This window comes from Bradyrhizobium sp. CCBAU 45384, assembly GCF_028128665.1.
GTDB classification, from domain to species: Bacteria; Pseudomonadota; Alphaproteobacteria; order Rhizobiales; family Xanthobacteraceae; genus Bradyrhizobium; species Bradyrhizobium manausense.
Genome location: NZ_LBIZ01000101.1, coordinates 1 through 22,175 on the forward strand (window position 1 = coordinate 1; position 22,175 = coordinate 22,175).

At 65.3% G+C, this 22,175-nt stretch carries 24 protein-coding genes, 1 tRNA gene and 1 pseudogene; 8 read left to right on the forward strand and 18 right to left on the reverse strand.

The window, feature by feature from the left end; translation table 11 throughout:
* The 4 genes from XH80_RS12370 to XH80_RS12385 all read right to left on the reverse strand — a co-directional run.
* A partial coding sequence (locus XH80_RS12370) for a hypothetical protein (RefSeq protein WP_271598836.1) occupies nucleotides 1-931 on the reverse strand: 931 nt, incomplete at its 3' end.
* A gap of 157 nt (nucleotides 932-1,088) precedes the next feature.
* Entirely contained in the window at nucleotides 1,089-1,280 is a 192-nt protein-coding gene (locus XH80_RS12375) for a hypothetical protein (protein WP_026312695.1), read from the reverse strand.
* A 206-nt stretch (nucleotides 1,281-1,486) separates the two neighbouring features.
* The gene (locus XH80_RS12380; protein ID WP_271598837.1) at nucleotides 1,487-1,855 is read right to left on the reverse strand and encodes a YidB family protein; all 369 of its coding nucleotides are present in this window, start codon (nucleotides 1,853-1,855) and stop codon (nucleotides 1,487-1,489) included.
* Nucleotides 1,856-1,990: 135 nt separating this feature from the next.
* On the reverse strand, nucleotides 1,991-2,653 hold the full coding sequence (locus XH80_RS12385; protein WP_057751492.1) for a glutathione S-transferase family protein: 663 nt from the start codon (nucleotides 2,651-2,653) through the stop codon (nucleotides 1,991-1,993).
* 121 nt (nucleotides 2,654-2,774) lie between these two features.
* Between XH80_RS12385 and XH80_RS12390 the strand changes: the two genes are divergently transcribed.
* Nucleotides 2,775-3,488 carry a DUF599 domain-containing protein gene (locus tag XH80_RS12390; RefSeq protein WP_271598939.1) on the forward strand — a complete coding sequence of 238 codons (714 nt, stop codon included), beginning with the start codon at nucleotides 2,775-2,777 and terminating at the stop codon, nucleotides 3,486-3,488.
* 257 nt (nucleotides 3,489-3,745) lie between these two features.
* On the opposite strand, the gene XH80_RS12395 is transcribed toward XH80_RS12390, so the two are convergent.
* From XH80_RS12395 to mgtE, 4 genes are all read right to left on the reverse strand, one after another.
* The gene (locus tag XH80_RS12395; RefSeq protein WP_271598940.1) at nucleotides 3,746-4,594 is read right to left on the reverse strand and encodes a hypothetical protein; all 849 of its coding nucleotides are present in this window, start codon (nucleotides 4,592-4,594) and stop codon (nucleotides 3,746-3,748) included.
* A gap of 49 nt (nucleotides 4,595-4,643) precedes the next feature.
* Nucleotides 4,644-5,462 (reverse strand): aldo/keto reductase, encoded by an 819-nt coding sequence (locus XH80_RS12400; RefSeq protein WP_271598838.1) that lies wholly within the window; start codon nucleotides 5,460-5,462, stop codon nucleotides 4,644-4,646.
* Between the two features lie 100 nt (nucleotides 5,463-5,562).
* On the reverse strand, nucleotides 5,563-5,889 hold the full coding sequence (locus XH80_RS12405; RefSeq protein WP_271598839.1) for a helix-turn-helix domain-containing protein: 327 nt from the start codon (nucleotides 5,887-5,889) through the stop codon (nucleotides 5,563-5,565).
* 183 nt (nucleotides 5,890-6,072) lie between these two features.
* Entirely contained in the window at nucleotides 6,073-7,494 is a 1,422-nt protein-coding gene (gene mgtE / locus XH80_RS12410; RefSeq protein ID WP_271598840.1) for a magnesium transporter, read from the reverse strand.
* A gap of 79 nt (nucleotides 7,495-7,573) precedes the next feature.
* Between mgtE and XH80_RS12415 the strand changes: the two genes are divergently transcribed.
* Complete coding sequence (locus tag XH80_RS12415; RefSeq protein WP_271598841.1) at nucleotides 7,574-8,380, forward strand: polysaccharide deacetylase family protein; 807 nt, start codon at nucleotides 7,574-7,576, stop codon at nucleotides 8,378-8,380.
* Between the two features lie 183 nt (nucleotides 8,381-8,563).
* Nucleotides 8,564-9,814, forward strand: a complete 1,251-nt coding sequence (locus XH80_RS12420) for a polysaccharide deacetylase family protein (protein WP_271598842.1) — start codon at nucleotides 8,564-8,566, stop codon at nucleotides 9,812-9,814.
* 10 nt (nucleotides 9,815-9,824) lie between these two features.
* Here the strand turns inward: XH80_RS12420 and XH80_RS12425 are convergent, their stop codons facing one another.
* Nucleotides 9,825-10,199 carry a hypothetical protein gene (locus tag XH80_RS12425; RefSeq protein WP_057751504.1) on the reverse strand — a complete coding sequence of 125 codons (375 nt, stop codon included), beginning with the start codon at nucleotides 10,197-10,199 and terminating at the stop codon, nucleotides 9,825-9,827.
* Between the two features lie 206 nt (nucleotides 10,200-10,405).
* Between XH80_RS12425 and XH80_RS12430 the strand changes: the two genes are divergently transcribed.
* Nucleotides 10,406-10,663, forward strand: coding sequence for a hypothetical protein (locus XH80_RS12430; RefSeq protein ID WP_271598843.1), 258 nt, complete (start codon nucleotides 10,406-10,408; stop codon nucleotides 10,661-10,663).
* A 44-nt stretch (nucleotides 10,664-10,707) separates the two neighbouring features.
* Here XH80_RS12430 and XH80_RS12435 read toward each other — a convergent pair.
* Together XH80_RS12435 and XH80_RS12440 are read right to left on the reverse strand one after the other, a co-directional pair.
* Nucleotides 10,708-10,792: transfer RNA gene (locus tag XH80_RS12435), tRNA-Leu, on the reverse strand.
* A gap of 171 nt (nucleotides 10,793-10,963) precedes the next feature.
* Nucleotides 10,964-11,206, reverse strand: a complete 243-nt coding sequence (locus tag XH80_RS12440; RefSeq protein ID WP_057751563.1) for a FliM/FliN family flagellar motor switch protein — start codon at nucleotides 11,204-11,206, stop codon at nucleotides 10,964-10,966.
* An 82-nt stretch (nucleotides 11,207-11,288) separates the two neighbouring features.
* On the opposite strand from XH80_RS12440, the gene lipB reads away from it, so the two are divergent.
* Nucleotides 11,289-12,038 carry a lipoyl(octanoyl) transferase LipB gene (lipB, locus tag XH80_RS12445; RefSeq protein WP_271598844.1) on the forward strand — a complete coding sequence of 250 codons (750 nt, stop codon included), beginning with the start codon at nucleotides 11,289-11,291 and terminating at the stop codon, nucleotides 12,036-12,038.
* A gap of 200 nt (nucleotides 12,039-12,238) precedes the next feature.
* Nucleotides 12,239-12,952 (forward strand): DNA helicase, encoded by a 714-nt coding sequence (locus XH80_RS12450; protein ID WP_271598845.1) that lies wholly within the window; start codon nucleotides 12,239-12,241, stop codon nucleotides 12,950-12,952.
* 44 nt (nucleotides 12,953-12,996) lie between these two features.
* On the opposite strand, the gene XH80_RS12455 is transcribed toward XH80_RS12450, so the two are convergent.
* A complete protein-coding gene (locus XH80_RS12455) occupies nucleotides 12,997-13,419 on the reverse strand; it encodes a tautomerase family protein (RefSeq protein WP_271598846.1) in 423 nt (140 codons plus the stop codon).
* A gap of 106 nt (nucleotides 13,420-13,525) precedes the next feature.
* On the opposite strand from XH80_RS12455, the gene XH80_RS12460 reads away from it, so the two are divergent.
* Entirely contained in the window at nucleotides 13,526-14,377 is an 852-nt protein-coding gene (locus XH80_RS12460) for a LysR family transcriptional regulator (protein ID WP_271598847.1), read from the forward strand.
* A gap of 12 nt (nucleotides 14,378-14,389) precedes the next feature.
* On the opposite strand, the pseudogene XH80_RS12465 reads toward XH80_RS12460, so the two are convergent.
* The 3 genes and pseudogenes from XH80_RS12465 to XH80_RS12475 form a co-directional block, all read right to left on the reverse strand.
* Nucleotides 14,390-15,825 (reverse strand): annotated as a pseudogene (locus tag XH80_RS12465) (TIGR01777 family oxidoreductase).
* Nucleotides 15,822-16,487 carry a DUF4166 domain-containing protein gene (locus tag XH80_RS12470; RefSeq protein ID WP_271598848.1) on the reverse strand — a complete coding sequence of 222 codons (666 nt, stop codon included), beginning with the start codon at nucleotides 16,485-16,487 and terminating at the stop codon, nucleotides 15,822-15,824. Before XH80_RS12470 ends, XH80_RS12465 begins: the two are co-directional and overlap by 4 nt.
* A gap of 16 nt (nucleotides 16,488-16,503) precedes the next feature.
* Nucleotides 16,504-17,061, reverse strand: a complete 558-nt coding sequence (locus XH80_RS12475) for a GbsR/MarR family transcriptional regulator (protein WP_271598849.1) — start codon at nucleotides 17,059-17,061, stop codon at nucleotides 16,504-16,506.
* Between the two features lie 152 nt (nucleotides 17,062-17,213).
* Between XH80_RS12475 and XH80_RS12480 the strand changes: the two genes are divergently transcribed.
* The gene (locus XH80_RS12480; protein WP_271598850.1) at nucleotides 17,214-18,734 is read left to right on the forward strand and encodes a PAS domain-containing sensor histidine kinase; all 1,521 of its coding nucleotides are present in this window, start codon (nucleotides 17,214-17,216) and stop codon (nucleotides 18,732-18,734) included.
* A gap of 97 nt (nucleotides 18,735-18,831) precedes the next feature.
* Here XH80_RS12480 and XH80_RS12485 read toward each other — a convergent pair whose 3' ends face one another.
* The 3 genes from XH80_RS12485 to XH80_RS12495 form a co-directional block, all read right to left on the reverse strand.
* Nucleotides 18,832-19,131, reverse strand: a complete 300-nt coding sequence (locus XH80_RS12485) for an acylphosphatase (protein WP_057751581.1) — start codon at nucleotides 19,129-19,131, stop codon at nucleotides 18,832-18,834.
* Nucleotides 19,128-19,994, reverse strand: coding sequence for an isocitrate lyase/PEP mutase family protein (locus tag XH80_RS12490; protein WP_271598851.1), 867 nt, complete (start codon nucleotides 19,992-19,994; stop codon nucleotides 19,128-19,130). The genes XH80_RS12485 and XH80_RS12490 overlap by 4 nt, the downstream gene beginning before the upstream one ends.
* A gap of 157 nt (nucleotides 19,995-20,151) precedes the next feature.
* The gene (locus XH80_RS12495) at nucleotides 20,152-22,167 is read right to left on the reverse strand and encodes an acetyl-CoA carboxylase biotin carboxylase subunit (protein ID WP_271598852.1); all 2,016 of its coding nucleotides are present in this window, start codon (nucleotides 22,165-22,167) and stop codon (nucleotides 20,152-20,154) included.
* Between the last annotated feature and the right edge of the window lie 8 nt (nucleotides 22,168-22,175).

A 22,175-nucleotide genomic window follows, 5' to 3' on the forward strand; every position in this document is an offset into this window, starting at 1 on the left:
CGGCGGCCGGCGCGCGCGCAGCCTTCGGCGCGGGCGGCTTCTTCGCAGCGGGCGCGGCGGCCTGAGCCGAGGTCGCAGCCGGCGCACGGGAGGCCGCAGCCGGCGCGGCCGCCGCATTGGCGGCCGGCGACTGGCGCGTGGCTGCCGTCGGCGGCTCCGGAGTCATGATGCTCACCGGCGGGGTCGACGAGGCGCTCGGGAACTCGGCATTGGTCGGCTTGCCCGACGGCATCGATGGCGGCAATGCCGCGATCGGATTGGGCGGCAGCGCTCCTGGCGCCGCTACAGGCGAATTCCAGATCGGCGCATAGCGCGCGACCAGCTGATCATAGAGATGGGAATCCATATTGGCCGCGACCTGCTGCTGATCCGTCAGCGAGCGGAACGCGGCGCAATCGAACTGGGTGCAGCCGTCGCGGCGGACCAGCACCTGCGCCACGAGGCCGAATCGATCGCGCTCCAGCGCCTTGCGCAGCACCTTGGTGTCGAGCGTCAGGCTCTTGTCGGCGGTCGCGGCATCGCCAAGCGCGGTCAGCCGATCGATCCGGGCCGCGGTATAAGCTACTGCGGCTGCCGCCGTGTCAGGCGCGCCGAACAATGCCCTCTCGCAGCCGGCGGCCACGGCATCGCCGGCGAGATCGTCGAGGCAGGCCAGCGCCGGGAGGGTCGCGGTGACAGTGGCTTGCGTGCGGGCTTCGGCCGGAGCCGCCTGCCCCACCGGTCCGTAGATCTTCATGGTGGCGGCCACCGCGATGCCGATCGAGAGCAGCGTGATGACGGTCAGCGCGCCGTTGGCGACGGATTTCTCGGCGCGCAGCAGCGTGATCAGCATGATCAATCCGAAGAAGCCGGCAGCCGCCAGCGTCAACCACATCGGGAAAGATGGCGAGCGCCAGGTTTGGTCGAGCGACGAGGCCCAGGCCCAGTTCATGCGCGATGTCCCCTCACGCGAGCAAAGAGCTGATGGTCAAGCGAGCACCGCGAGTCGGCAACTGCCCCCGGCCCACCTTGCGGGGGTGAAGCGGGCCTTTTGACGGCGAGCGGCGCAAATTCGTCCGCGATGTCAACGCGCAGCTAGCGTCGGCGCATTACGACAGCGCGAGCTGGCTTTCCTTGGCGACCCGTTCGAAGGCCTCGGTGGAGCTCTTGATCCGGTACTGGCAGTCGTCGCCTTCCGTCGGCAGCAGGCGAATGACCTCGTATGAGCCACTCGCAGCCGGGCGCGCGACGTTGCTGGCAGTGAACAATACGCGCGTTCCCACGGGGAATTTATGCTTCAACGCCCATCTCCATCACTCAAACAGCGCCGGCCGTGCCCAGGGTCCCACTGCGACGGACCGGCTGAAAACCCGGTGTGACCTATAGCACGCGATGCGGCGTTTTGGCCAGCAGTATACAACCATCGCAAACGGGACAATCCGGCAATGTTTTCAGTACGATAGTAAGGGCACCAGGCCCCCTGCGATACCGCCGGAACGCCCCGCCCTCAAGCGCCGTGAGGCAGATGGCCGTTCGGGCTTGCCTGGTCCACCGCCTTGGGCAGCTCCTGGGCCAGGATCTCGCCGAGCTGGTCAACCGGGATGTGGTAGCGCGCCGCGAGCTGGCGGACGGTGTCGTTGCCAAGCACGGCGCGGAGCTGGTCGGCCGAGATCGGCAGGTTCTGGCCATTGCCGAGCCAGGACTTCACCTGCTCGCCAAAGCCCGCCTGCTGCAGCTTTGCGACGATCGAGCCTAAGCCGCCCTGGTTGTTGCTGCCCATCACCTCGCTCAGCACGGCCGGCAGGACGGCGGCGCCGAGCTGCCCAAGCGCGCTGCGCAGTGCGGGATTGTTCTCCAGCGAGTCCAGAAGTCCCATGGCCGTCCCCTCTTCGTTATTCCCTATGATTGAGCGCCGCCGTTCGGCACGTCGTCAAGCGGCGCCCCTTCACATTTCAAGCGAGCATCAGCTTATCGGAGAACCGATATCCACGTCTCCGGCTCATGCTTTCGACTACGCGTCCTCGAACTTTTCGATGACAAGCGTTTCGGCGAGGCCATCGCGGGTCCATTCCTGGAACGCCGGCATCGCCATCATCGTATCCATGTAGGCCTTGGTCTCCGGCGTGACCTCGATGGCGTAGGTGCGGAAGCGATGCACGACCGGCGCATACATCGCATCCGCCGCGCCGAAGCGGCCGAACAGGAACGGCCCGCCGGCGCCATAGCGGGTCCGGCACGTGTGCCAGATCTCCTCAACGCGCGCGACATTGGCCTTGGCGTCCGCCGACAGCGTCACAGGCCGCACCGGACGGTGCAGGTTCATGCCGCATTCGCTGCGCAAGGCCATGAAGCCGGAATGCATCTCGGCGCAGACCGAACGGGCAAAGGCGCGGGCCGCGACATCGTCGGGCCACAGTTTCTTCTCCGGATAACGCTCGGCGATGTACTCGATGATGGCAAGCGAATCCCACACCGTGATGTCGCCGTCGACCAGCACCGGCACCTTGCCGGCGCGGCTGAAGGACAGGATCTGCTCCTTGTCCGCGGGATTGTCGGTGTAGAGCGGGATCACGGTCTCCACGAACGGGATGTCGTTGGCGCGCAGCGCAAGCCAGGGCCGCATCGACCATGACGAGTAGTTCTTGTTGCCGATCGCGAGCTTGAGCGCCGCCATGTCTCGTGTCCTTCCGTAAATCCGTCTGTGCGGCTGCTTTTAGCGCCATCGCCTGCCGCCAATCAATCGTTGCCGCACAGGAGCATGCATGGCAATCGTGGTGGCCCGCGAGGAGACAGATATGAGCAGGCACTGGGTCGACATCACTGCCGTCGGCTTCTTCATCATCGAGTGGCTGGTCTATGCCGCCACGCTCGAGCACTCCGCCTATGGCCGCGACAGCCTGTCGGCCCGGATGAACAGATACCGCGAAGTCTGGGTGCGCCGCCTGCTCGACCGCGAGGCGCGCATGGTCGACATGCAGATCATGGCCTCGCTTCAGAACGGCACCGCCTTCTTCGCTTCCACCAGCCTGTTCGCGCTCGGCGGCGCGCTCGCGCTGCTGCACGCCACCAACGATGCCATCACGATTCTGGCCAAGCTGCCGATCGATCTCAGCACCTCGCCCGCAATGTGGGAGCTGAAATGCGTCGGCCTCGTGCTGATCTGCGTCTATGCCTTCTTCAAGTTCGCCTGGGCCTATCGCCTGTTCAACTATGTCGCCATCCTCTATGGCGGCATGCCGCCGGCCTCGCAGCGCGACACGCCGGAGGCCGAAGCCCATGTCATGCGCACCACGCGCCTGTTCGAATCCGCCGGCCGCCACTTCAACCGCGGCCAGCGCGCCTTCTTCTTCGCGCTCGGCTATCTCGGCTGGTTCGTCAGCCCCTGGGTGCTGTTCGTGACCACGGCCGCGGTGGTGGTGGTGACCTGGCGGCGGCAGTTCGCCTCCAGCGCCTGGGCCGCCATGGCGCCGGAGGTGGCCGCGGGCGATGAGGGCAAGCGCGGCCGGTGAGCCGAGCTCTTTCCACGTCGTCATTGCGAGCGCAGCTAGCAATGACGGAGTATGAGGCGACGGCATGGTTCTCCAAGTGACACTGTCATTCCCCGCGGAGGCGGGGAATCCAGTACGCCGCAGCTTCTCGGTTCTATCCGCGCCGTCTCGGTGTACTGGATCGCCCGGTCCTGGTGTGCAATTGCGCACTGGCCGGGCGATGACAGCGAGCGTGTAGACGCAGACACGTCGCGCGCTCGCGTCATTCCACCCGAAAACTATGACCCGAAATCCCGCGGCGTGAACGAAAGGTCCATCACCTTCCATTCCTCGTACTTGTCCGGCGGCAACATCTTGTAGGGCTGGCAGGCTTGCGTCGCACTGATCGCTGATTTCACGATGGCCACGCCCTTCGCGGACGGCGGCGCCTCGATCAGGATGGGTGGCCGCGCCAGCGTACCGTCGGTGGCCATCACCATCCGCAGCCTGATGCGCACGGCATCGGTCGGCGCGACGTCCGCCGGGAGTTTCGAACAACTTCTCAGGTGACGCCTTAGCTCGGCAATGACCTCCGGCGGCAGCTTAGCCGCGATCGAGTCCTTGGCATCGCCGCCATCATCCTTGGGGGCGTCTTTCGACGCGGGCGGCAGTTCGGGCGGCAGGCCCAGCATCACGCCGTATTTGATCGTCACATCAGGCTCCGGCGGCTGATAGGCCGGAGCGGCCGCCTGCGGCTGCGGCACCGCAGGCTGCTGCTGTGGCGCCTCGTGCGCAGCCTGCTTCTGTTGAGGCGCCAGCTTCTCCTTGGCCGCAGGCTGGGGCGATGTGTCCGGCTTATCCTTGTCGGTGAAGTCGAGCTTCGGCAGCTTCAGGTCAGAGGGCGGCTCGGACGGCTTCTCCTTCGCCTCCTCCTTCGCCTCCTTCTTGGCCTTCTCCTCTGCCTTTTCTTCTGCTTTGGCCTCTTGCTGCTTCACCTGCTCCGGCGTGACGATGTCGACCGCAACGGTCTCGGGCGGCGCGGAATGAAATGGATGGACCTCGCTGATCAGGATGATCAGCGCGACCAGCGTCAGATGCGCGATCGCCGACGCCGCAATGTCCGTCCGGATGATCTTGCGCAGTTCCATCGCCCGATCTTGGGTTGCCATCCTGCTCCTAGCATACCCAAGTTCCCCCTCAATCCCATTTCGGCGCGAAGCCGAAATCGGTCAGGCGTCCCTTGGGACTGGCCAGTGCGGCGATATCAGCCATCTCGCCATCCGAGAGCTCGAAATCGAAGATCTCGATGTTCTCCGAAAGACGTTCGACGCGCGAGGTTCTGGGAATGGCAGACACATTCTGTTGCACCAGCCAGCGCAGGCAGATCTGCGCCGGCGTCTTGCGATGGGCGTGGCCGATGTCCAAGAGTGTCTGGTCGGACTTGATGCGGCCCTTGGCGATCGGGCTGTAGGCAACGAGTGCCATCCCGTGCCGGTCGCAGGCCGCCCTCACCTTCGCCTGATCGAGATAGGGATGATATTCGACCTGGTTGCAGACCAGCGGCTCGCCTGACAGGGCGACCGCCTGCTCGATCAGCGCGACCGTGAAATTGGAGACGCCGATATGGCGCGTGAGGCCCATGCGCTTGGCATGCGCCAGCGCGCCCAACGTCTCCTCCAGCGGCACGTGCGGATTGGGCCAGTGCAACAGCACGAGGTCGACAGCGGGAAGCCTCAGGCGCACCAGGCTCTCCTTGATCGACCGCTCGAGATCGTGGGGCGCGAAATGGTTGGTCCAGACCTTGGTGGTGACGAAGACGTCGTCGCGGCGGACGCCGGAGGCGCGCAATCCGTCGCCGACCTCGCGCTCATTGTCATAGGCCTGGGCGGTGTCGATATGGCGGTAGCCCAGCCGCAGCGCCTGCTCGACCACGCGGGCGCAGGTCCGGCCGCTCAGCTCCCAGGTCCCGAGCCCGATCGCCGGGATTTTGGCGCCATTGCCCTCGACGAACAGCATGAGGAATCCTCTCTGTTGCGGCAGCCCCCGGGAGTCGTCAACGCCGTCATTATGGGCCTGGTCCGCCGGAGTGCAACGGACGAGGCTGGCTGTAGATGCGTCAGGCTTTGGCCAGCGCCTGGAACACCGTATCAGGCGAATGCGCGATCACGGCTAGCAGCGCGCGGGCGGGTCCACGCGGGGCGCGCTTGCCCTGCTCCCAATTGCGGATGGTCTCGACGGGCACGCCGAGCTTGGCGGCGAACTCCATCTGGGTCAGACAGGCGCGCCGGCGCAGATCGCGCACCCCGAGCGAGCCGGCTTCCACCGGCGGAGTTTCGACTGCAGGCTGGACCGGCTGGATGGAAAACGGCGGAACGGGAAGCTCTTGCCCATCCCGCAACTCAACGACCCGTCCGTCCGCCTTCAGCCGCAACCGCATGCTCATTCCCCCAAGCGCGAGGGAATCATGCGGGAGGTCGCTTAAGGTCGGATTAAAGATGGTCTCACCGTCATTCCGGGGCGCGCGAAGCGCGAGCCCGGAATCCATTGAGCACCGGCGCATGCGGACAGATGGATTCCGGGCTCGCGCCAAGTGGCGCGCCCCGGAATGACGGAGCGGACACGGGTCTTACTTCAGCCCGAACCACAGTGTCGCAATGCCGAGGAAGGAGAAGAAGCCGACCACGTCAGTCACCGTCGTCACGAACGTGCCCGAGGCCACGGCCGGATCGGCCCTGACGCGTTCGAGCGCCATCGGGATCAGGATGCCACCGAGCGCGCCGGCGACGAGGTTCACGATGATCGCAAGCCCGATGACGACACCGAGGCCCGGGATCTTGAACCAGGCCACCGCGGCGATGCCCGTGATCACCGCAAAGCCGATGCCGTTGACGAGACCGACCAGCGTCTCGCGGATCACCACGCGCCAGGCATTGGAGGAACCGAGCTCGCGGGTGGCGAGCGCGCGCACGGCGACCGTCATGGTCTGGGTCGCGGCATTGCCGCCCTGGCTCGCGACGATGGGCGCCAGCACGGCGAGCGCCACCATCTTCTCGAGCTGGCCCTCGAAAAGGCCGAGCACGGACGAGGCCAGGAAGGCGGTGGCGAGGTTGATCAGCAGCCAGTTGAAGCGGCCGCGCGCAATGGTGAGAAAGGTGTCCGACAACTCTTCGTCGCTGGTGACGCCGCCGAGCGCCTTGAAGTCCTCGTCGGCCTCCTCCTCGATGACGTCGACGACGTCGTCGACGGTGATGACGCCAACGAGGCGATCCTGGGTATCGAGCACGGGGACTGCGACGAGATTATACTTGCCGAACATGCGCGCCACCTCCTCCTGGTCCTCCAGGACGGAGACGCGACGGCGATCCTCGTCGGTCAGCTCGGTCAGCGGCACCGGGCGGCGGGCGCGCAGCAGCACGTCGAGCGGAACCGCACCCTGCCAGTGCTGGTCCTTGTCGACGACGTAAATCTCGTAGAACCGGTCAGGCAGATCGGGCGTGTCGCGCATGTAGTCGATCGCCTGCCCGACCGTGAAATCCTGCGGCACGGCGATGAACTCGGTCTGCATGCGCCGGCCGGCGGAGTTTTCCGGATACAGCAGGCTGCGCTCGAGCGCGACGCGCTCCTTGAGCGGCAGCTTCTCCAGGATCTCTTCCTGCTCCGCCTCGTCGAGGGTCTCCAGCAACTCGACCGCATCGTCGGATTCCAGTTCGCGGACACCTTCGGCTACCGTTTCCGGCGGCAGCTCGTCGAGGATCTCCTCGCGAACGCTCTCGTCGACCTCGTTCAGCGCGGAAAAGTCGAAATCGGCGCCGGTCAGCTCGACCAGGCGGACGCGGTCGTCGGGCGCAAGCGCCGCGATGAGATCACCGAGGTCGGCCTCGTGCAGCTCGGCGACGCAGGCGCGCAGCGCAGCGCTGTCGGCGGCCTCGATCGCATGGGCAATTTCCTCGACGAATTCATGCCTGATTTCGCCGTCTTCATTGCGCATGGGGACGTGGTCGAGTACCAATGCCTCGGCGGAAGCAGCGCCATCGATCTGTTCATCCATGGGAACGCCTCGCCGTTTCACAGGTTTGATGGTTTGGGCTGACGGTGAGGGCAATACCCACAAGACAATCGCGAGCGCAATGGTAAAGATGCATCGGCCGAAATGGACCTCGATCACGACGGGCCTGGCTCTCGCCGGCCTCACGGTGATCGGCGCGGCCCGGGCGGCGGATTGCCCCCGGAGCGATGCACTCGGCACCTCGCGGATCCTGAGCGTCGATGCCAAGACCACGCCACGGGTTGGCTTGAAGAGCTTTCCGCAGACGCTGCCGCTTGAAGATCACGAGGTGGTGCTGACCTTTGACGACGGTCCGCGTCCGCCCTCGACGAACAAGGTGCTGGCGGCGCTGGCGCACGAATGCGTGCGCGCGACCTTCTTCCTGGTCGGCCGCAGCGCCACCGAATTCCCTGATCTCGTCAAGCGCATCGCCCGCGAGGGTCATACCATCGGTCATCACACCTGGTCGCATCCGTACATGGCGCGTATCCCGGCTGATACGGCGAACTACGAGATCGACCACGGCATCGCCTCCGACGAGAAGGCATTGCACGGGGTCTCGACCACGACACCGTCGACGCCGTTCTTCCGCTTCCCCTATTTCGAGTCCACGCCGGCCCAGCTCGACCTGCTCGAGCACCGCGGCATCGTCGTGTTCGGCGCCGATTTCTGGGCCAGCGACTGGAACGACATGACGCCGGCGCAGGAACTCAAGTTGATCACCGACCGCGTCACCGCCGCCCGCAAGGGTATCATCCTGTTCCACGATGCCCAGGCGCGGACGGCCGCCATGATGCCGGACTTCCTGCGGTGGTTGCGGGAGAATGGCTATCGCGTGGTCCATATCGTGCCGGCGGGCACCTCCCAGAAGAACGCCGACGCGCATTGATGCCGGAATGTCACGGCTGACCAAATTGGGGTGATTTGAGCCCTATTAACATTCTGTTCATACTACGCCATGCAATGATTGAGGGGCGCCTCGGGCGGGAAAGGTCTTGGCACCTGAACCGTTTCCCGATGTCTCCGACCTACCGATATCGCAGCCAATGTAGATGAGGGCAGACGGGGTTTCATGATCGGAAGTAGCGTTGTTTTTCGGGCGCGATCGTGGACCGTCCTGCTGCTGGGCTCGCTGACCATCGCGTCGCCGGCTGCCTTCGCGGCCGACTGCCCGGGACACCCCGATGCGCTCGGCACATCGCGCACGCTCGTCGTCGACCCGCACGAGCATCCACGCATTGGCACCATGCAGTACCGCGAGACGCTGCCGCTCAGGGATCACGAGGTGGTGCTGACCTTCGACGACGGTCCGCTGCCGAAATATTCCAACCAGGTGCTCCAGATCCTCGCGGGCGAGTGCATCAAGGCGACGTTCTTCATCATCGGGCAGCAGGCCAAGGCCAATCCGGAAGGCGTGCGCAAGCTGGTCGCGGCGGGCCACACCGTCGGCACGCACAGCATGACCCATCCGCTGACGATGAACAGGATGCCAATTGACAAGGCCGAGGCCGAGATCAACGGCGGCATCGAATGGACGTCGGCGGCAATGACGGACCCGTCCAAGTTGGCGCCGTTCTTCCGCATTCCCGGCCTGATGCGTGCTGACGGCGTCGAGAACTATCTGATCTCGCGCGGCATCCAGGTGTGGAGCGCCGACTTCCCGGCGGACGACTGGCGCCACGTCTCGCCCGATCGCGTCTACCAGCTCGCGATCCAGCGGCTGGAGGCCAAGGGCAAGGGCATCCTGCTGCTGCACGACATCCAGCCGCGCACCGTGGCAGCGCTGCCCAAGATCATCCGCGACCTCAAGGCGCGCGGCTATCGCATCGTGCATGTGGTGCCCGCGACCGCCGACCAGCCGGCGACGCCGACCACGCCGGTGGAATGGCTGCTGCATCCGCCGACGGAGACGACGCCGATCGCGCGCTGGCCTCAAGTGCCGAATTTCGTGTTCGCGCAGACCGCGACGCTGCCGGCGCCGGGTCTTGCCGATCTCAACGCCGAGACCGCGCACCAGCCGCGGGTGCTGCCGCGCAAGACCATGGCGCAGGCCGATGTCGCCTCCACCCTGCCCGCGCCCGGCCGCGATCTCTTCGCAATCCCCGAGGGCTCGGTCGAGGTGCTACTGTCGACGACCCTGTCGCGGCGCGCCGCGACGCGGCTCGCGATGGCAGCAGAGACGCCGCATGCCGGCAAGGGCAAGGCAGGCAGAATTCAAGCCCGTCGGACGGCTGCGTCCTCCGCGCCGAAGCACGCGGCTCAGGCCAAGGGCACGGCGTCCCGCCCGACCCGGCTCGCCACCAGCCTGAAGAAGCGGGCCTGAGCTAAGCGCGTTACTGCCGCATGATATTGGCGACGCAGAGCAGCACGATCAGCGCCAGGAAGAACAGGTCCATATAGGACTTGAGCTCGCCGTCACGGCGCAGCCGCGCAACGTCGGTCACGATCTGCTTGCGTGCGCTGCTCCCGCCCGAGCCGTCATTGATCGGCGCCTGAAGGCGCTTGGTCTCGGCCTCCAGCTTCTCGATCTTCTGGAAGAAATAGAACGCCCGCAGCGTCGAGGCTGCGCGCATGCCGGCATAGACCAGCACCAGGATCGCGAGGACCGCCCGGTTCTGGTACTTCTCCATGAAGTTCAGGCTGAAATAGACCAGCGCCATGAACGCAAAGTTGGTCAGGAATCGGTAAACGAAGCTTAGAAAGACCATGCTGGCTCCAGCCGAGAGAGGTCGCGCAAGGCCCGTCTACGCCAATATTGTATCAAGAAGCCCATCGCCCGCGCGCCGCCGCCTTTTAGCCACGCGCCGCCATAATGCAAGCGAGAGCGCGCGCCGCCGCCACCCAGTGCTGCTCGATGGAGATTCAAGGAAAGCTACGGTAGACTGCTGCCGCCGCTGATGCGTGAGGTCTGCCGATGCCGAAGAAGGGAATCACGGGCCACGACGAGTGGGTTCTGACCGAGGCGCTCGCCACCGCCCTGGTCGCGCTGGAGCAGCTCGAGGCCAAGCACCAGCCGAGCGCGCACATGGACGACATCCGCAAGATGCTGTCGCACGGCAAGGAGCCGAACGCCGTGAGCCTGCACCTGGCCCAGGCCAAATGCCGCCTGTTCCCCGATCTCGACCCGCTCGAGATCTACCGGGAATACGGGATCGGCGAGGAATATGGCTGAGAGGCCCGAGCGGGCCGCTGGCTTCCAGGAATGAGATTTGAAAGTGGTGCGCTCGGAGGGACTCGAACCCCCACGGTGTTACCCACTGCCACCTCAAGGCAGCGCGTCTACCAGTTCCGCCACGAGCGCTAGGAGATACCGGCCTGAGGTCTTGAGGCTGGCCGGATCAGCGGCCGCCGATCTAACAAATCCATCAGGGGGATACAAGCCTGCAAAGGCGGGGAATTCCACAGGCCTGGCAGGAAAGTCTTATCCCCGCCCGGATCGGCCCTATCCGGCTGCGAATGCGTGCCCCGGCCGCTATCGGCTCCCGGGCGTCCGCGGCAGCATCTGCTTGACCTCGACCGCGATCCTGTTGCGGTCGACCAGCACGACGCCGGAAGCTACAGGCAGATTATTGGCGAGAACCTTGACCTCGTCGGCCTCAGTTGCGTCCAGCTCGATGATGGCGCCGCGGGAAAGACGTAATACTTGATGGATCGGCATGGTGGTCGTCCCGAGGACGACCATGAGATCCACGGTGACTTTATCGAGTGTGGGCACTGTCAGGACCGCCGCAACTGGAGAACGATACCTAGGGACTTGGCATTTGCTCCCCAGATGATCACCACGTTATGGTTAGCCAATGGTTAATTCGTCGCAAAACCCCCGCCAGAACAAGCGCCAAGAGCTCGATTTGACGTCGTTTTCCGCCGCCGGCGGCGAGCCCGTCGAGTGGCGAATCTCGGATAGCCCCGTGCCCTATCCGGATGCGGTGGCCGCCATGGAGGCCCGCGTCGCCGCGATTGCGGCCGGCGAGGCGCTGGAGCTGGTCTGGCTGCTCGAACACCCCCCGCTCTACACGTCAGGCACATCAGGCAAGGCGACCGACCTGCTCGATTCCCGCTTCCCGACCTTCGCGACCGGGCGCGGCGGCCAGCTGACCTATCACGGCCCCGGCCAGCGGGTGGCCTACATCATGCTCGACCTCAAGCGCCGCCGGCCTGATGTCCGGGCCTATGTCGCGAGCCTCGAAGAGCTGATCCTGAAGACGCTCGCCGCCTTCAACGTGCGCGGCGAGCGGCGCGAGGACCGGGTCGGCGTCTGGGTGAAGCGCCCGGACAAAGGGGCGGAGCACGAGGACAAGATCGCGGCGATCGGCGTGCGGCTGAAGCGCTGGGTCTCGTTCCACGGCATAGCCATCAATGTCGAGCCGGAGCTGGAACACTTTGCAGGCATCGTTCCCTGCGGCGTCGCCGATCCCCGCTACGGCGTCACCTCGCTGGTCGATCTCGGCCAGCTCGTGACCATGGCAGATGTCGACGTCGCGTTGCGGCAGTCGTTTGAAGACCTGTTCGGGCCGACCCGCGCGATGCTGCCGGAAGCCGCCGCCTGATGCATTCCTGTTGGCGATGAGCTGCTGCACGTTCTCCACGCGCGCGGAATCAGTTACGCTTGCATCAGGTGCCGCCCACGCCTCCCCCCTCCGCCGGGAAAGCAGAGATCATGCCGGGCGACTAAGCCATCGGACCGACTGTTCGAGCATCGGGCATAAGGAGGGATTGCGCTTTCCGCTCGCATCAGGAGGTTCTGACGATGAAATTGTCTGCGCCTATCTATCATCTCAAGCGCAAAGCAAAGCGCCTGTCCCGCGAGGAAGGCATCCCTCTGCACGAGGCGCTCGACCGCGTCGCGACGACGGAAGGGTTTTCCGCCTGGAGCTTGCTCGCGGCAAAAGCTGCGGCACTCACACCAGCCAGCAAGCTGTTTCCGCAATTCAAGCCTGGCGACCTCGTGCTGGTCGGGGCGCGTCCCGGTCAGGGCAAGACGTTGATGAGTCTCGAACTCGCCGTGGAGGCGATGAAATCAGGCCAACGCGCCGCGTTCTTCTCGCTCGAATACACCGAGAAAGACGTGCTCGATCGCTTGCGCGCGATCGGCGTGGAGCCTGTGCAGTTCGACAAGCTGTTCGAGGTCGATTGTTCCGACGCGATCAGCGCCGACTATGTCGTCAAGCAGATGGCCACGGCGCCGCGCGGCACGGTCGTGGTCATCGACTATCTGCAACTGCTCGATCAGCGGCGCGAAAACCCTGACCTCACCGTTCAGGTGCGTGCGCTGAAATCCTTCGCGCGCGACAAGGGGCTGATCGTCATCTTCATCTCGCAGATCGACCGCTCCTATGATTCCTCAACAAAGCCCTGCCCTGACATCAGCGACGTCAGGCTGCCGAACCCGCTCGACCTGAAGCTGTTCGACAAGACCTGCTTCATCAACAATTCGGAGATCGAGTTCCGGGCCGCAAGCTGACCGGCGAGCCGCGGGTGAGATCGCTCACCCGCGGCTCGAAGGCTTCACGCCGCCTTCAGCGACACGTCAAGCTTGCCGGCGATGTAACGCCGCTCCTGGGTCAGGCCGCCAAAGCCATAGGCATCGCCCTTGACCTCGTCGACATGCAGATAGGTCTCCGGATGCAGCGGCCCCAGAATCTCGGCCATGCGTGTGAACATCGCGGCGAGATAGGCCGCCTTTTCGTCCTTGGTGTTGGTGCCTTCGCTGACGTGGATGTCGATCCAGTAGCTGGCGAGCTTCTGCTCGGCGAGCGACTTGCCGCCGGCGAACCAGTCGTCCGCATCGACCGACTTCACGATGATGGCGGTCACCTTGGGATCCTTGTGCAGGATTCTTGCCGTGAGTTCGGACACGGCGCTCGCGATGTCGGCCTTCAGCGACGGCGACTGGCGGGAGGTGCTGTAGGATACGGTGATCAGGGGCATGGTTGTTCTCCTCAGATGCCGCTGAACTTGCGGCGGTGAGAAAACTAGACCTTCCGCCGTCATATTGGTATCTTATCTCAGATGATACCAGTGATAACGGTTTGTAATGAAGCCCATCCTCGACATCACGACCGTCCAGGCCTTTCTGCTGGTCGCCGACCTCCAGAGCTTCACCCGCGCCGCCGAAGCGCTCGGCACGACGCAGGCTGCGGTCAGCCTCAAGCTGCAACGGCTGGAAACGCTGCTGGGCAAACGTCTCGTCGAGCGCTCGCCGCGCGCGGTCCGGCTCACCGCCGACGGCACTGGCTTCCTCGATCGTGCCCGCGCGCTGATGGCGGCGCACGACCGCGCGCTGTCGGGCGACGCACCGGCCGCGCAATCGCTCTCCCTCGGCATCTCCGATCATGCCGCCGGCCCCGAGCTGGTGCCGCTGCTCGAACGGCTGCACGCGATGTCGTCAAACCTGACGCTTGCCGTCACCATCGGCTTCTCACGCGAGATGCAGGAGGCCTATGACGCCGGCGAGCTCGACGCGGTGATCGTCCGCCAGGAGGGCAGCCGCCGCGGCGGCGAGAAGCTCGCCGAGGACGAGTTCGGCTGGTTCGCGTCGCGACGCTTCACGCTGCCGAAGGGCGAAGCGTTGCCGCTGGCAACGCTCGCCCCGCCCTGCGGCGTCCGGGCGATTGCCGTGCGGGCACTCGACAAGGCCGACCTCCCCTGGCGCGAACGCTTTGTCGGCGGCGGCGTGACGGCGGTGGTCGCAGCCGCGCTTGCCGGGCTTGCGATCGCCCCGCTGGCACGCCGGATCGCGCCTCCCGGGCTGGTCGATATCGGTCCCACTCACAAGCTCCCGAAACTCGGCAGCTCGAAGGTGATGCTGCATTCGAAGGTCAGCGATCCCGCAAAGCTGACCGCGCTGCGCGCGGTGGCGGCGACGTTCCGGAGCGCGGCGGCTTAACGCCGCGAGCATCTACAAAATCGCCTCGAACGCGCTGCGCAGCGTCTCATGACGGAACACGAAACCGCGGCTCAGCGCCTTGTTCGGCAGCACGCGCTGGCCGCCGAGCAGCAGCTCATCGGCAAGGCCGCCGCCGATCCGGCGAAGCAGGCCACCGGGGATGCGAAACACCGCGGGTCGACGCAGCCGGCGGCCGAGCTCCTCGGTGAACTTTGCATTGGTCACCGGAATCGGCGCCGTGGCGTTGACGGGGCCCGCCAGATCCGGCGTGGCGATCACATAGGCGATCAGCCGGATGAGGTCGTCGCGCTCGATCCAGGACATCCATTGTCGCCCGGTGCCGAGGGGACCACCGAGCCCGAACTCGAACGGCGTCAAGAGGCGCGTGATGAAGCCGCCTTCGGTGCCGAGCACGAGGCCGATGCGCAAGAAGACCACGCGGACGCCGAGCGCCTCCGCCGGCCGCGCCGCCTTCTCCCAGGCCGCGCACAGCTCATGGCTGAAGCAGGCGTGAGACTTGGCGGACTCCGTGAGCACCTGGTCGGCCCACAGACCATACCAGCCGATCGCGGAGCCGCTGACCAGGACCTCCGGCTTGCGTTCGAGCCTTGCGATCAGCTTCACGACCTCGCCGGTGATGTCGATGCGCGAGCCGATGATCCTGGCGCGCTTGGCCTCGGTCCACAGGCCGTTGCCGATCGGCTCGCCGGCGAGATTGACGACGGCGTCGATATGCGTATCGGCTGGGAGCTGATCAAGGCTGGTGATCAGCGTCACCGGGGGGGCAGCATCTCGGCCTTCGCAGGATTGCGGATCAGCGCAATGACGTGGTGCCCTGCTCCGCTGAGGCTCGCTGCAAGACGGCTGCCGATGAAGCCGGTGGCGCCGGTGATGAGGACGGTCTTGCGGCCGGGCAGCTTCTCGACGAGACCGTCCGTAGGAGCGCTTCGCAGGCGGCCGAGCCGGCGCATCGCGGCAAAATCCCGGATACCGCAGAGTGTCGCGCCAACCGCGCAGGCGGTCGCAGCGATGCTGAGCAGGCCCTGATAGACGACGGTGACGCCAAAGGACCGCATGGCCCAGGCGATCAGCAGCGGCAGCAGCAGCACCAGGATGGCGCCGTAATTGATCGCAAGCAGCGTGTGATTGATCCGCTCGCTCGGCGGCAGCTTGCGACTCAGATCCTCCTCGACGAAATCCATCAGCGTGATGACGATCTCGGCAACCAGCACCGCGACGATCAGCAGCGCCAGCACGCCATAGACCTCGAGCCAGCCCAGTATGAGGAACAGCAGCGCATAGAGCATGTTGCGGATGCCGTGCAGCTTCAGCTCAAGACGCTGCGACGGACGCCAGGCCAGGCGCTCGGTGAACTCGTGATGATAGAAGGTGTCGAACACACCCATCACGATCTGGATGGCGATGAGCGTCCACAACAGCGGCGTCATGACACGGCCTCCCTGAACAAGGCTGATTGGTGGATCAGCGCGCCGTAACGCGGATGAATGACATCGAGGGTGAAGCGGAAGGCGCCCTCGCCGAGATCCCGATGCGTCACGGTGAGATCGCCCGGCGCGAGCCATCGCGGCAGCGGGATCCAGAGGCGTCCGAGCTGAAGGCCGTAACCGGCGCTGCGGAAGGTCAGCGTCTCACCCTCGACCGCGATGCGCAGTGCTATCGAGACGCCGAAGCCGACATATTCCTCCAGTCCGGTAGGGCCGGCGAAACGCTTGGCCGAATGGATCACCTGCGGAAAGCCGCGCTTGCGCGCGCAGATCCGGGTCCAGGTCTGACCGCCTGTCGTACCGTCCTCGGTGACGGTCACGATCATGGGCACGCCGGTGTCGCGCCCCGTGGGAAGTGGCCCGCCGATCAGGCGCGCGGCTTGCGCGAACCACCAGCCGATGTCGCTGAAGGCGACCTCGTCGACCACGCCGGCATAGACCACGCTGTCGCCATCGGCGACGCGCTTGGAGAAGCGCCGCCAGGTCGCGAGCGGCAGCCGGCCCCAATCCTCGTCCGACAGCAATGTGCGGAAGCGCCGATCATCGAGCAGTTTGATGTGAGCAGTGGTTGGTGCGTTGGAGCCTGATAATCGAGCCGACGTCATCGCACCCTCCTCAAACCTATTTGGCTTTGCCCAGCGGCAGCAGGTTGGCGATCTTCTCGCCAAGCCGCATCAAGGCGACCAGGCGCGGCCGCGGCACTTTCAGCATCTGCATGAACCAGTGGTCGGCGAGCTCGGTGAAGGCGAGCATCTCTTTCAGCCGTTTGCTCGCGACCGGATTGATGGTCGGATCGTCGGCCGCATCGGTCACGCAGGCCCGCAGCGCCGTGATCGCGGGATCGAACTCGCGCTCCTTGCGCCGCGCCGCGATACGCGTTGCGACCTCCCAGATGTCGGTCTCTGCCTCGTAGTGGTCGCGGCGGTCACCGAGGATCGGCACGCGCCGGATCAGGTTCCAGGCGAGCAGCTCCTTCAACGAATTGGAGACGTTGGACCTGGCCATGCCGAGCGTGTCGGCGATGTCCTCCGCGGTCATCGGCGCCTCGGCGAGATAGAGCAGCCCATGGATCTGACTGACCGAGCGGTTGACGCCCCACTGATCGCCCATGTCGCCCCAATGCAGGATGAAGCGCTCGACGGCGGCGGGGAGTTTCTTCTTTCCGGTTATTTCTGTCATAACAGAAATATCTGACGATATAGACCGCATGTCAAGCACTTGTCGAAGCCTTCCCACCTGCATACCGTCCGCAACATTTGCCTAAAAACCTCTCAGCAGATGGGAACCAAAGGCCCTTCAAGGCGTTTGCTCCGGTCGAGGCGGGGTACGTAATGGTCAAAAAGTCCAGTCAACAGAGAGACTTGTTCGAAAGCGAACGGAGTTTCCGGCTGTTGGTTGAAGGAGTCGCGGACTACGCGCTCTACATGCTCGATCCCAATGGGATCATCACGAGCTGGAACATTGGCGGCGAGCGGATCAAGGGCTATTCGCCCCAAGAGATTCTCGGCCAGCATTTCTCGCGCTTCTATACCGAGGCCGACCGGGCCAACGGCAAGCCGGCCCGTGCGCTCCGCATCGCCCGCGAGCAGGGCCGCTACGAGGAGGAAGGCTGGCGCGTCCGCAAGGATGGCACCTTCTTGTGGGCCAGCGTGGTGATTGACCCCATCTACGAGAACGGAGCCCTGGTCGGTTTCGCCAAGATCACGCGCGACATCACCGAGCGGCGCAATGCCCAAATCAGGCTCGAGGCGATGCAAACACAGCTTGCCGAGTCGCAAAAATTCGATGCGCTCGGCCAGCTCACCGGCGGCGTCGCCCACGACTTCAACAATCTCCTGATGATCATCAGCGGAAGCCTTCACATCCTCAAGAAGGGCGATCCCGAGGATTCCAGGTTCCAGCGCGCCATCTCGGCGATCGAGACCGCCGCCAAGCGGGGCGCCGCACTGACCGGCCAGCTATTAACCTTCGCGCGGCGGCAGAGCGTCAATCCGCAGGCGATCCATTTGGCCGACCGCATCGAGGCGATCCGCGAAGTGCTTTACGCCGGCGTCGGCAGCGCGGTTCATCTCGCCTTCGACATCGAGCGCGAGGTCTGGCCCGTCAAGGCCGACATCTCCGAGTTCGAGACGGGACTGCTCAATCTCGTCATCAACGCACGCGATGCCATGCCCGACGGCGGCACGGTGACGATCGGCGCGCACAACATCGTCCTCGACGATCCGCTCCATAACGGCGAATACGTCGCCATCACCGTCAACGATACCGGGCTCGGCATCCCCTCCGACGTCGTCGACAAGATTTTCGAACCGTTCTTCACGACGAAGCCGGTCGGAAAAGGCACTGGCCTCGGCCTGTCGCAGGTGCACGGCTTCGCGCATCAGGCTGGCGGCACGATCAAGGTCGCAAGCGAGCTCGGCAAGGGCACGACCTTCACCATCTTGTTGCCGCGCGAAACCACGACCGCGTCGAACGAGACGCCAGAGGCGGCGACGGTGCGCGGCAGCGGCACGGTGCTGCTGGTCGAGGACAATCCCGATGTCGCACTCGTCAGCACCGGTCTGCTGGAACAGCTCGGCTACAGCGTGCGCCGGGTTGCAGATGCCGAAGCGGCCCTGCGCGAGCTCGAGAGCGACGGCGTCGACTTCGTGTTCTCCGACATCGTCATGCCCGGCAAGATGGACGGGCTCGGCCTGGCCCACGTCCTGCGCCAGACCCACCCCGACCTGCCGATCCTGCTCGCCAGCGGCTACAGCGAAGCCGCCGCCGGCGTCCGCGGCGACTTCCCGATCCTGCGCAAGCCGTATGAGATCCACGAACTCAGCGAAGCGATTTCGAAGCTGCCGCGGTGATGATCGCTTCGCGCGCTTGAGGCACGTGGATGCCCGGGACATCTAGCGCGAAGACACGCTTCGCGCTTTTGCCCGGGCATGACGATCTCTTTTGAAGCTACACCGTCGGCAACACCGAGAATGCCTCCCCTGCCCGGCGCAGGTTCAGTTCATCGACGCTGGCCGTCTCGCTGGTCACGCTGTCCACGCGCGATGATGGCGGACCGTGGCGGCACAGCGCGACCATGTCGGCGACATGCTTCGGCGCGCCCGCGAACAGCGCTTCGACGCTGCCGTCGCGGCGGTTGCGGACCCAGCCTTCGAGGCCGCTCGCGGTTGCCTGGTATTCGACCCAGGCCCGATAGCCGACGCCCTGCACGCGCCCACGGATCATCACCTGGAGGATCGCCCGGCTCATCTTTTCAGTCCAAGGAGATCGGCGCTGCGCGCTTTGACCTCGGCCTCTCGCATGACCAGGTTGATCAGCTCGGCCGACGGCAATCCCTTCAGAGCCTTCGGCGGCGTGCCCTCGCGCAACGCCCTCTGGACGTCGTAGACCGCCTGTATGGCAGCCGCGATCGGCGCATGGCCCTGAAGCGCGATGCGCACGCGCTGGCCCGCGAGATAGTCGATCGCGTTCAATTCGTCCGGTGCACCGCCGAGCACGATGGGCAGACGCGTGGCGCCGGCGATCGCCTCGAGTTCGGCGCGTGACTTGATGCCGGTGAAGAACAATGCGTCGACACCGGTCGCCTCATAGGCTCTGGCGCGACGGATCGCATCCTCGACCGAGGTGATCGAGGCAGCGCCGGTGCGGCCCATGATGACCAGCGAGGGATCGCCGCGGCCATCGAGCGCGGCCTTCATCTTGCCGACGCCCTCCTCCAGGGAGATCAGCTGCGCCTTGGCCTCGCCAAAGGCCGCCGGCAACAGCGTGTCCTCGATGGTGAGGCCGGCGGCGCCCGCCGTCTCCAGCTCCTGCACCGTGCGGCGCACGTTGAGCGCATTGCCATAGCCGTGATCGGCATCGACCAGCACCGGCAGGCCTGCGGCACGCGACATCCGGCGCATCTGCTCGGCAAGCTCGGTGAGTGTGATCAGCGTGACATCGGGGTCGCCGAGCACGGCGAGCGAGGCGACCGAGCCGCCGAACATGCCGAGCGGAAAGCCGAGATCCTCGGCAATGCGGATCGAGATCGCGTCATAGACCGAGCCGGGATGGACGCAGGTGGGGCCCGAAATGATCGAACGCAGTTTCTCGCGGCGGGAACGAAAGGCCATGGTGCCCTCTCACACTATTGCGACGCAGCCGCAACATACTCCGTCATTGCGAGCGCAGCGAAGCAATCCAGAGTCTTTCCGAGGGAGGCAGTCTGGATTGCTTCGCTGCGCTCGCAATGACGATGTTGGTGGGGCCAGCAGGGCCCCACTCACACACTTACGCAAACTCCAGGATCAGCGCGTCCACCGCGAGCGTCGCACCGGCGCTGGCGTGGATCTTCTTCACCGTGCCATCCTGCTCGGCGCGCAGCACGTTCTGCATCTTCATGGCTTCGACCACGGCCAGCGTCTCGCCGGCCTTGACCTCCTGGCCTTCGGTCACTGCGATCGAGACGATGAGCCCGGGCATCGGACAGAGCAGCTTCTTGCCGGTGTCGGAGGCCGCCGTCACCGGCATCAGCCGCGCCGAGGCGGCTTCGGCTTCGGTCCAGACATAGACCGGCACCTCGACGCCCTGATGCGCGAGGCGAATGCCGTTGGCGATCGGGCGCGCCTGCACCGCAACGAAGTGGCCGTCGATGGTGCCCTGCCAGACCGGGTCGCCCGGCTTCCATGACGACTGCAACAGATGCGCCTTGCCGGCCTTGCCGTCGGCATCGACGAAACGGATCGCGATCGCATCGCCCTCGCGGGCAATCTCGAGCGGAATCTCCTGGCGGTCGAGCCAGACCGCGCGGCGGCGTTCGCGCTGCACGACGCGCCCGCCCATCTGGCCGGAGATCTGCCGCTTGCGCTCACCCAGCACGTGATCGATCGCGGCGCCAACCGCGGCGATGCGACGCGCGACCTCGCCCTCGGGCACGCGCACGGAAAAGCCCTTGGGGAATTCTTCCGCGATGAAGCCGGTCGACAGATTGCCTTCGCGCCAGCGCGGATGATGCATCAGCGCGGACAGGAACGGGATGTTGTGCCTGATGCCGTCGACATAGAACGAGTCAAGCGCGGTCGCCTGCGCCTCGATCGCGGCCGCACGCGACGGCGCGTGGGTGACGAGCTTGGCGATCATCGGATCGTAGTGGATCGAGATCTCGCCGCCTTCCTGCACGCCAGTGTCGTTGCGCACCGTGATGCCGTCCTTGCTCACTTCCGCCGGCGGGCGGTACTTCACCAGGCGCCCGATCGAGGGCAGGAAGTTGCGGAACGGGTCCTCGGCGTAGAGGCGCGACTCCACCGCCCAGCCCGTGAGCGTGACGTCCTTCTGCGCGATGGCGAGCTTTTCGCCGGCGGCGACGCGGATCATGTGTTCGACGAGGTCGACGCCGGTGACGAGCTCGGTGACGGGATGCTCGACCTGGAGACGCGTGTTCATCTCCAGGAAGTAGAAGCTCTTGTCCTGCCCTGCGACGAATTCGACCGTGCCGGCGGAATCATAATTCACGGCCTTCGCCAGCGCGACCGCCTGCTCGCCCATCTTGCGGCGGGTGGCCTCGTCGAGCAGCGGCGACGGCGCTTCCTCGATGACCTTCTGGTTGCGGCGCTGGATCGAGCACTCGCGCTCGCCGAGATAGATGACGTTGCCGTGCTTGTCGCCCAGCACCTGGATCTCGATGTGGCGGGGATCGACGATGAACTTTTCGACGAAGACGCGATCGTCGCCGAACGAGGCTTTGGCTTCCGCCTTGGCGAGATTGAAGCCTTCTGCGACCTCGGCCTTCGAATGCGCGATACGCATGCCCTTGCCGCCGCCCCCGGCGGAGGCCTTGATCATGACGGGGTAGCCGATCTCGTCGGCAATCCTGACCGCGTGCTTGTCGTCCTCGATGACGCCGAGATAGCCCGGCACGGTCGAGACCTTGGCCTTGGCGGCGGCCTTCTTGGATTCGATCTTGTCGCCCATCGCGGCGATCGCGCCGGGGTTCGGGCCGATGAAGACGATGCCGGCGGCTTCCAGCGCGCGCGGAAACGCCTCGCGCTCGGACAGGAAGCCATAGCCGGGATGCACGGCCTCGGCGCCGGTCTTTTTGCACGCCTCGACGATCTTCTCGATCACCAGATAGCTCTCGGCCGCGGCCGGCGGCCCGATCAGGACGGCCTCGTCGGCCATCTCGACATGGAGGGCGTCGCGGTCGGCCTCGGAATAGACGGCAACCGTCTGAATTCCCATCTTGCGGCCGGTCTTGATGACCCGGCAGGCGATTTCGCCGCGGTTGGCGATCAGGATGCGTTTGAACATGATTTTCT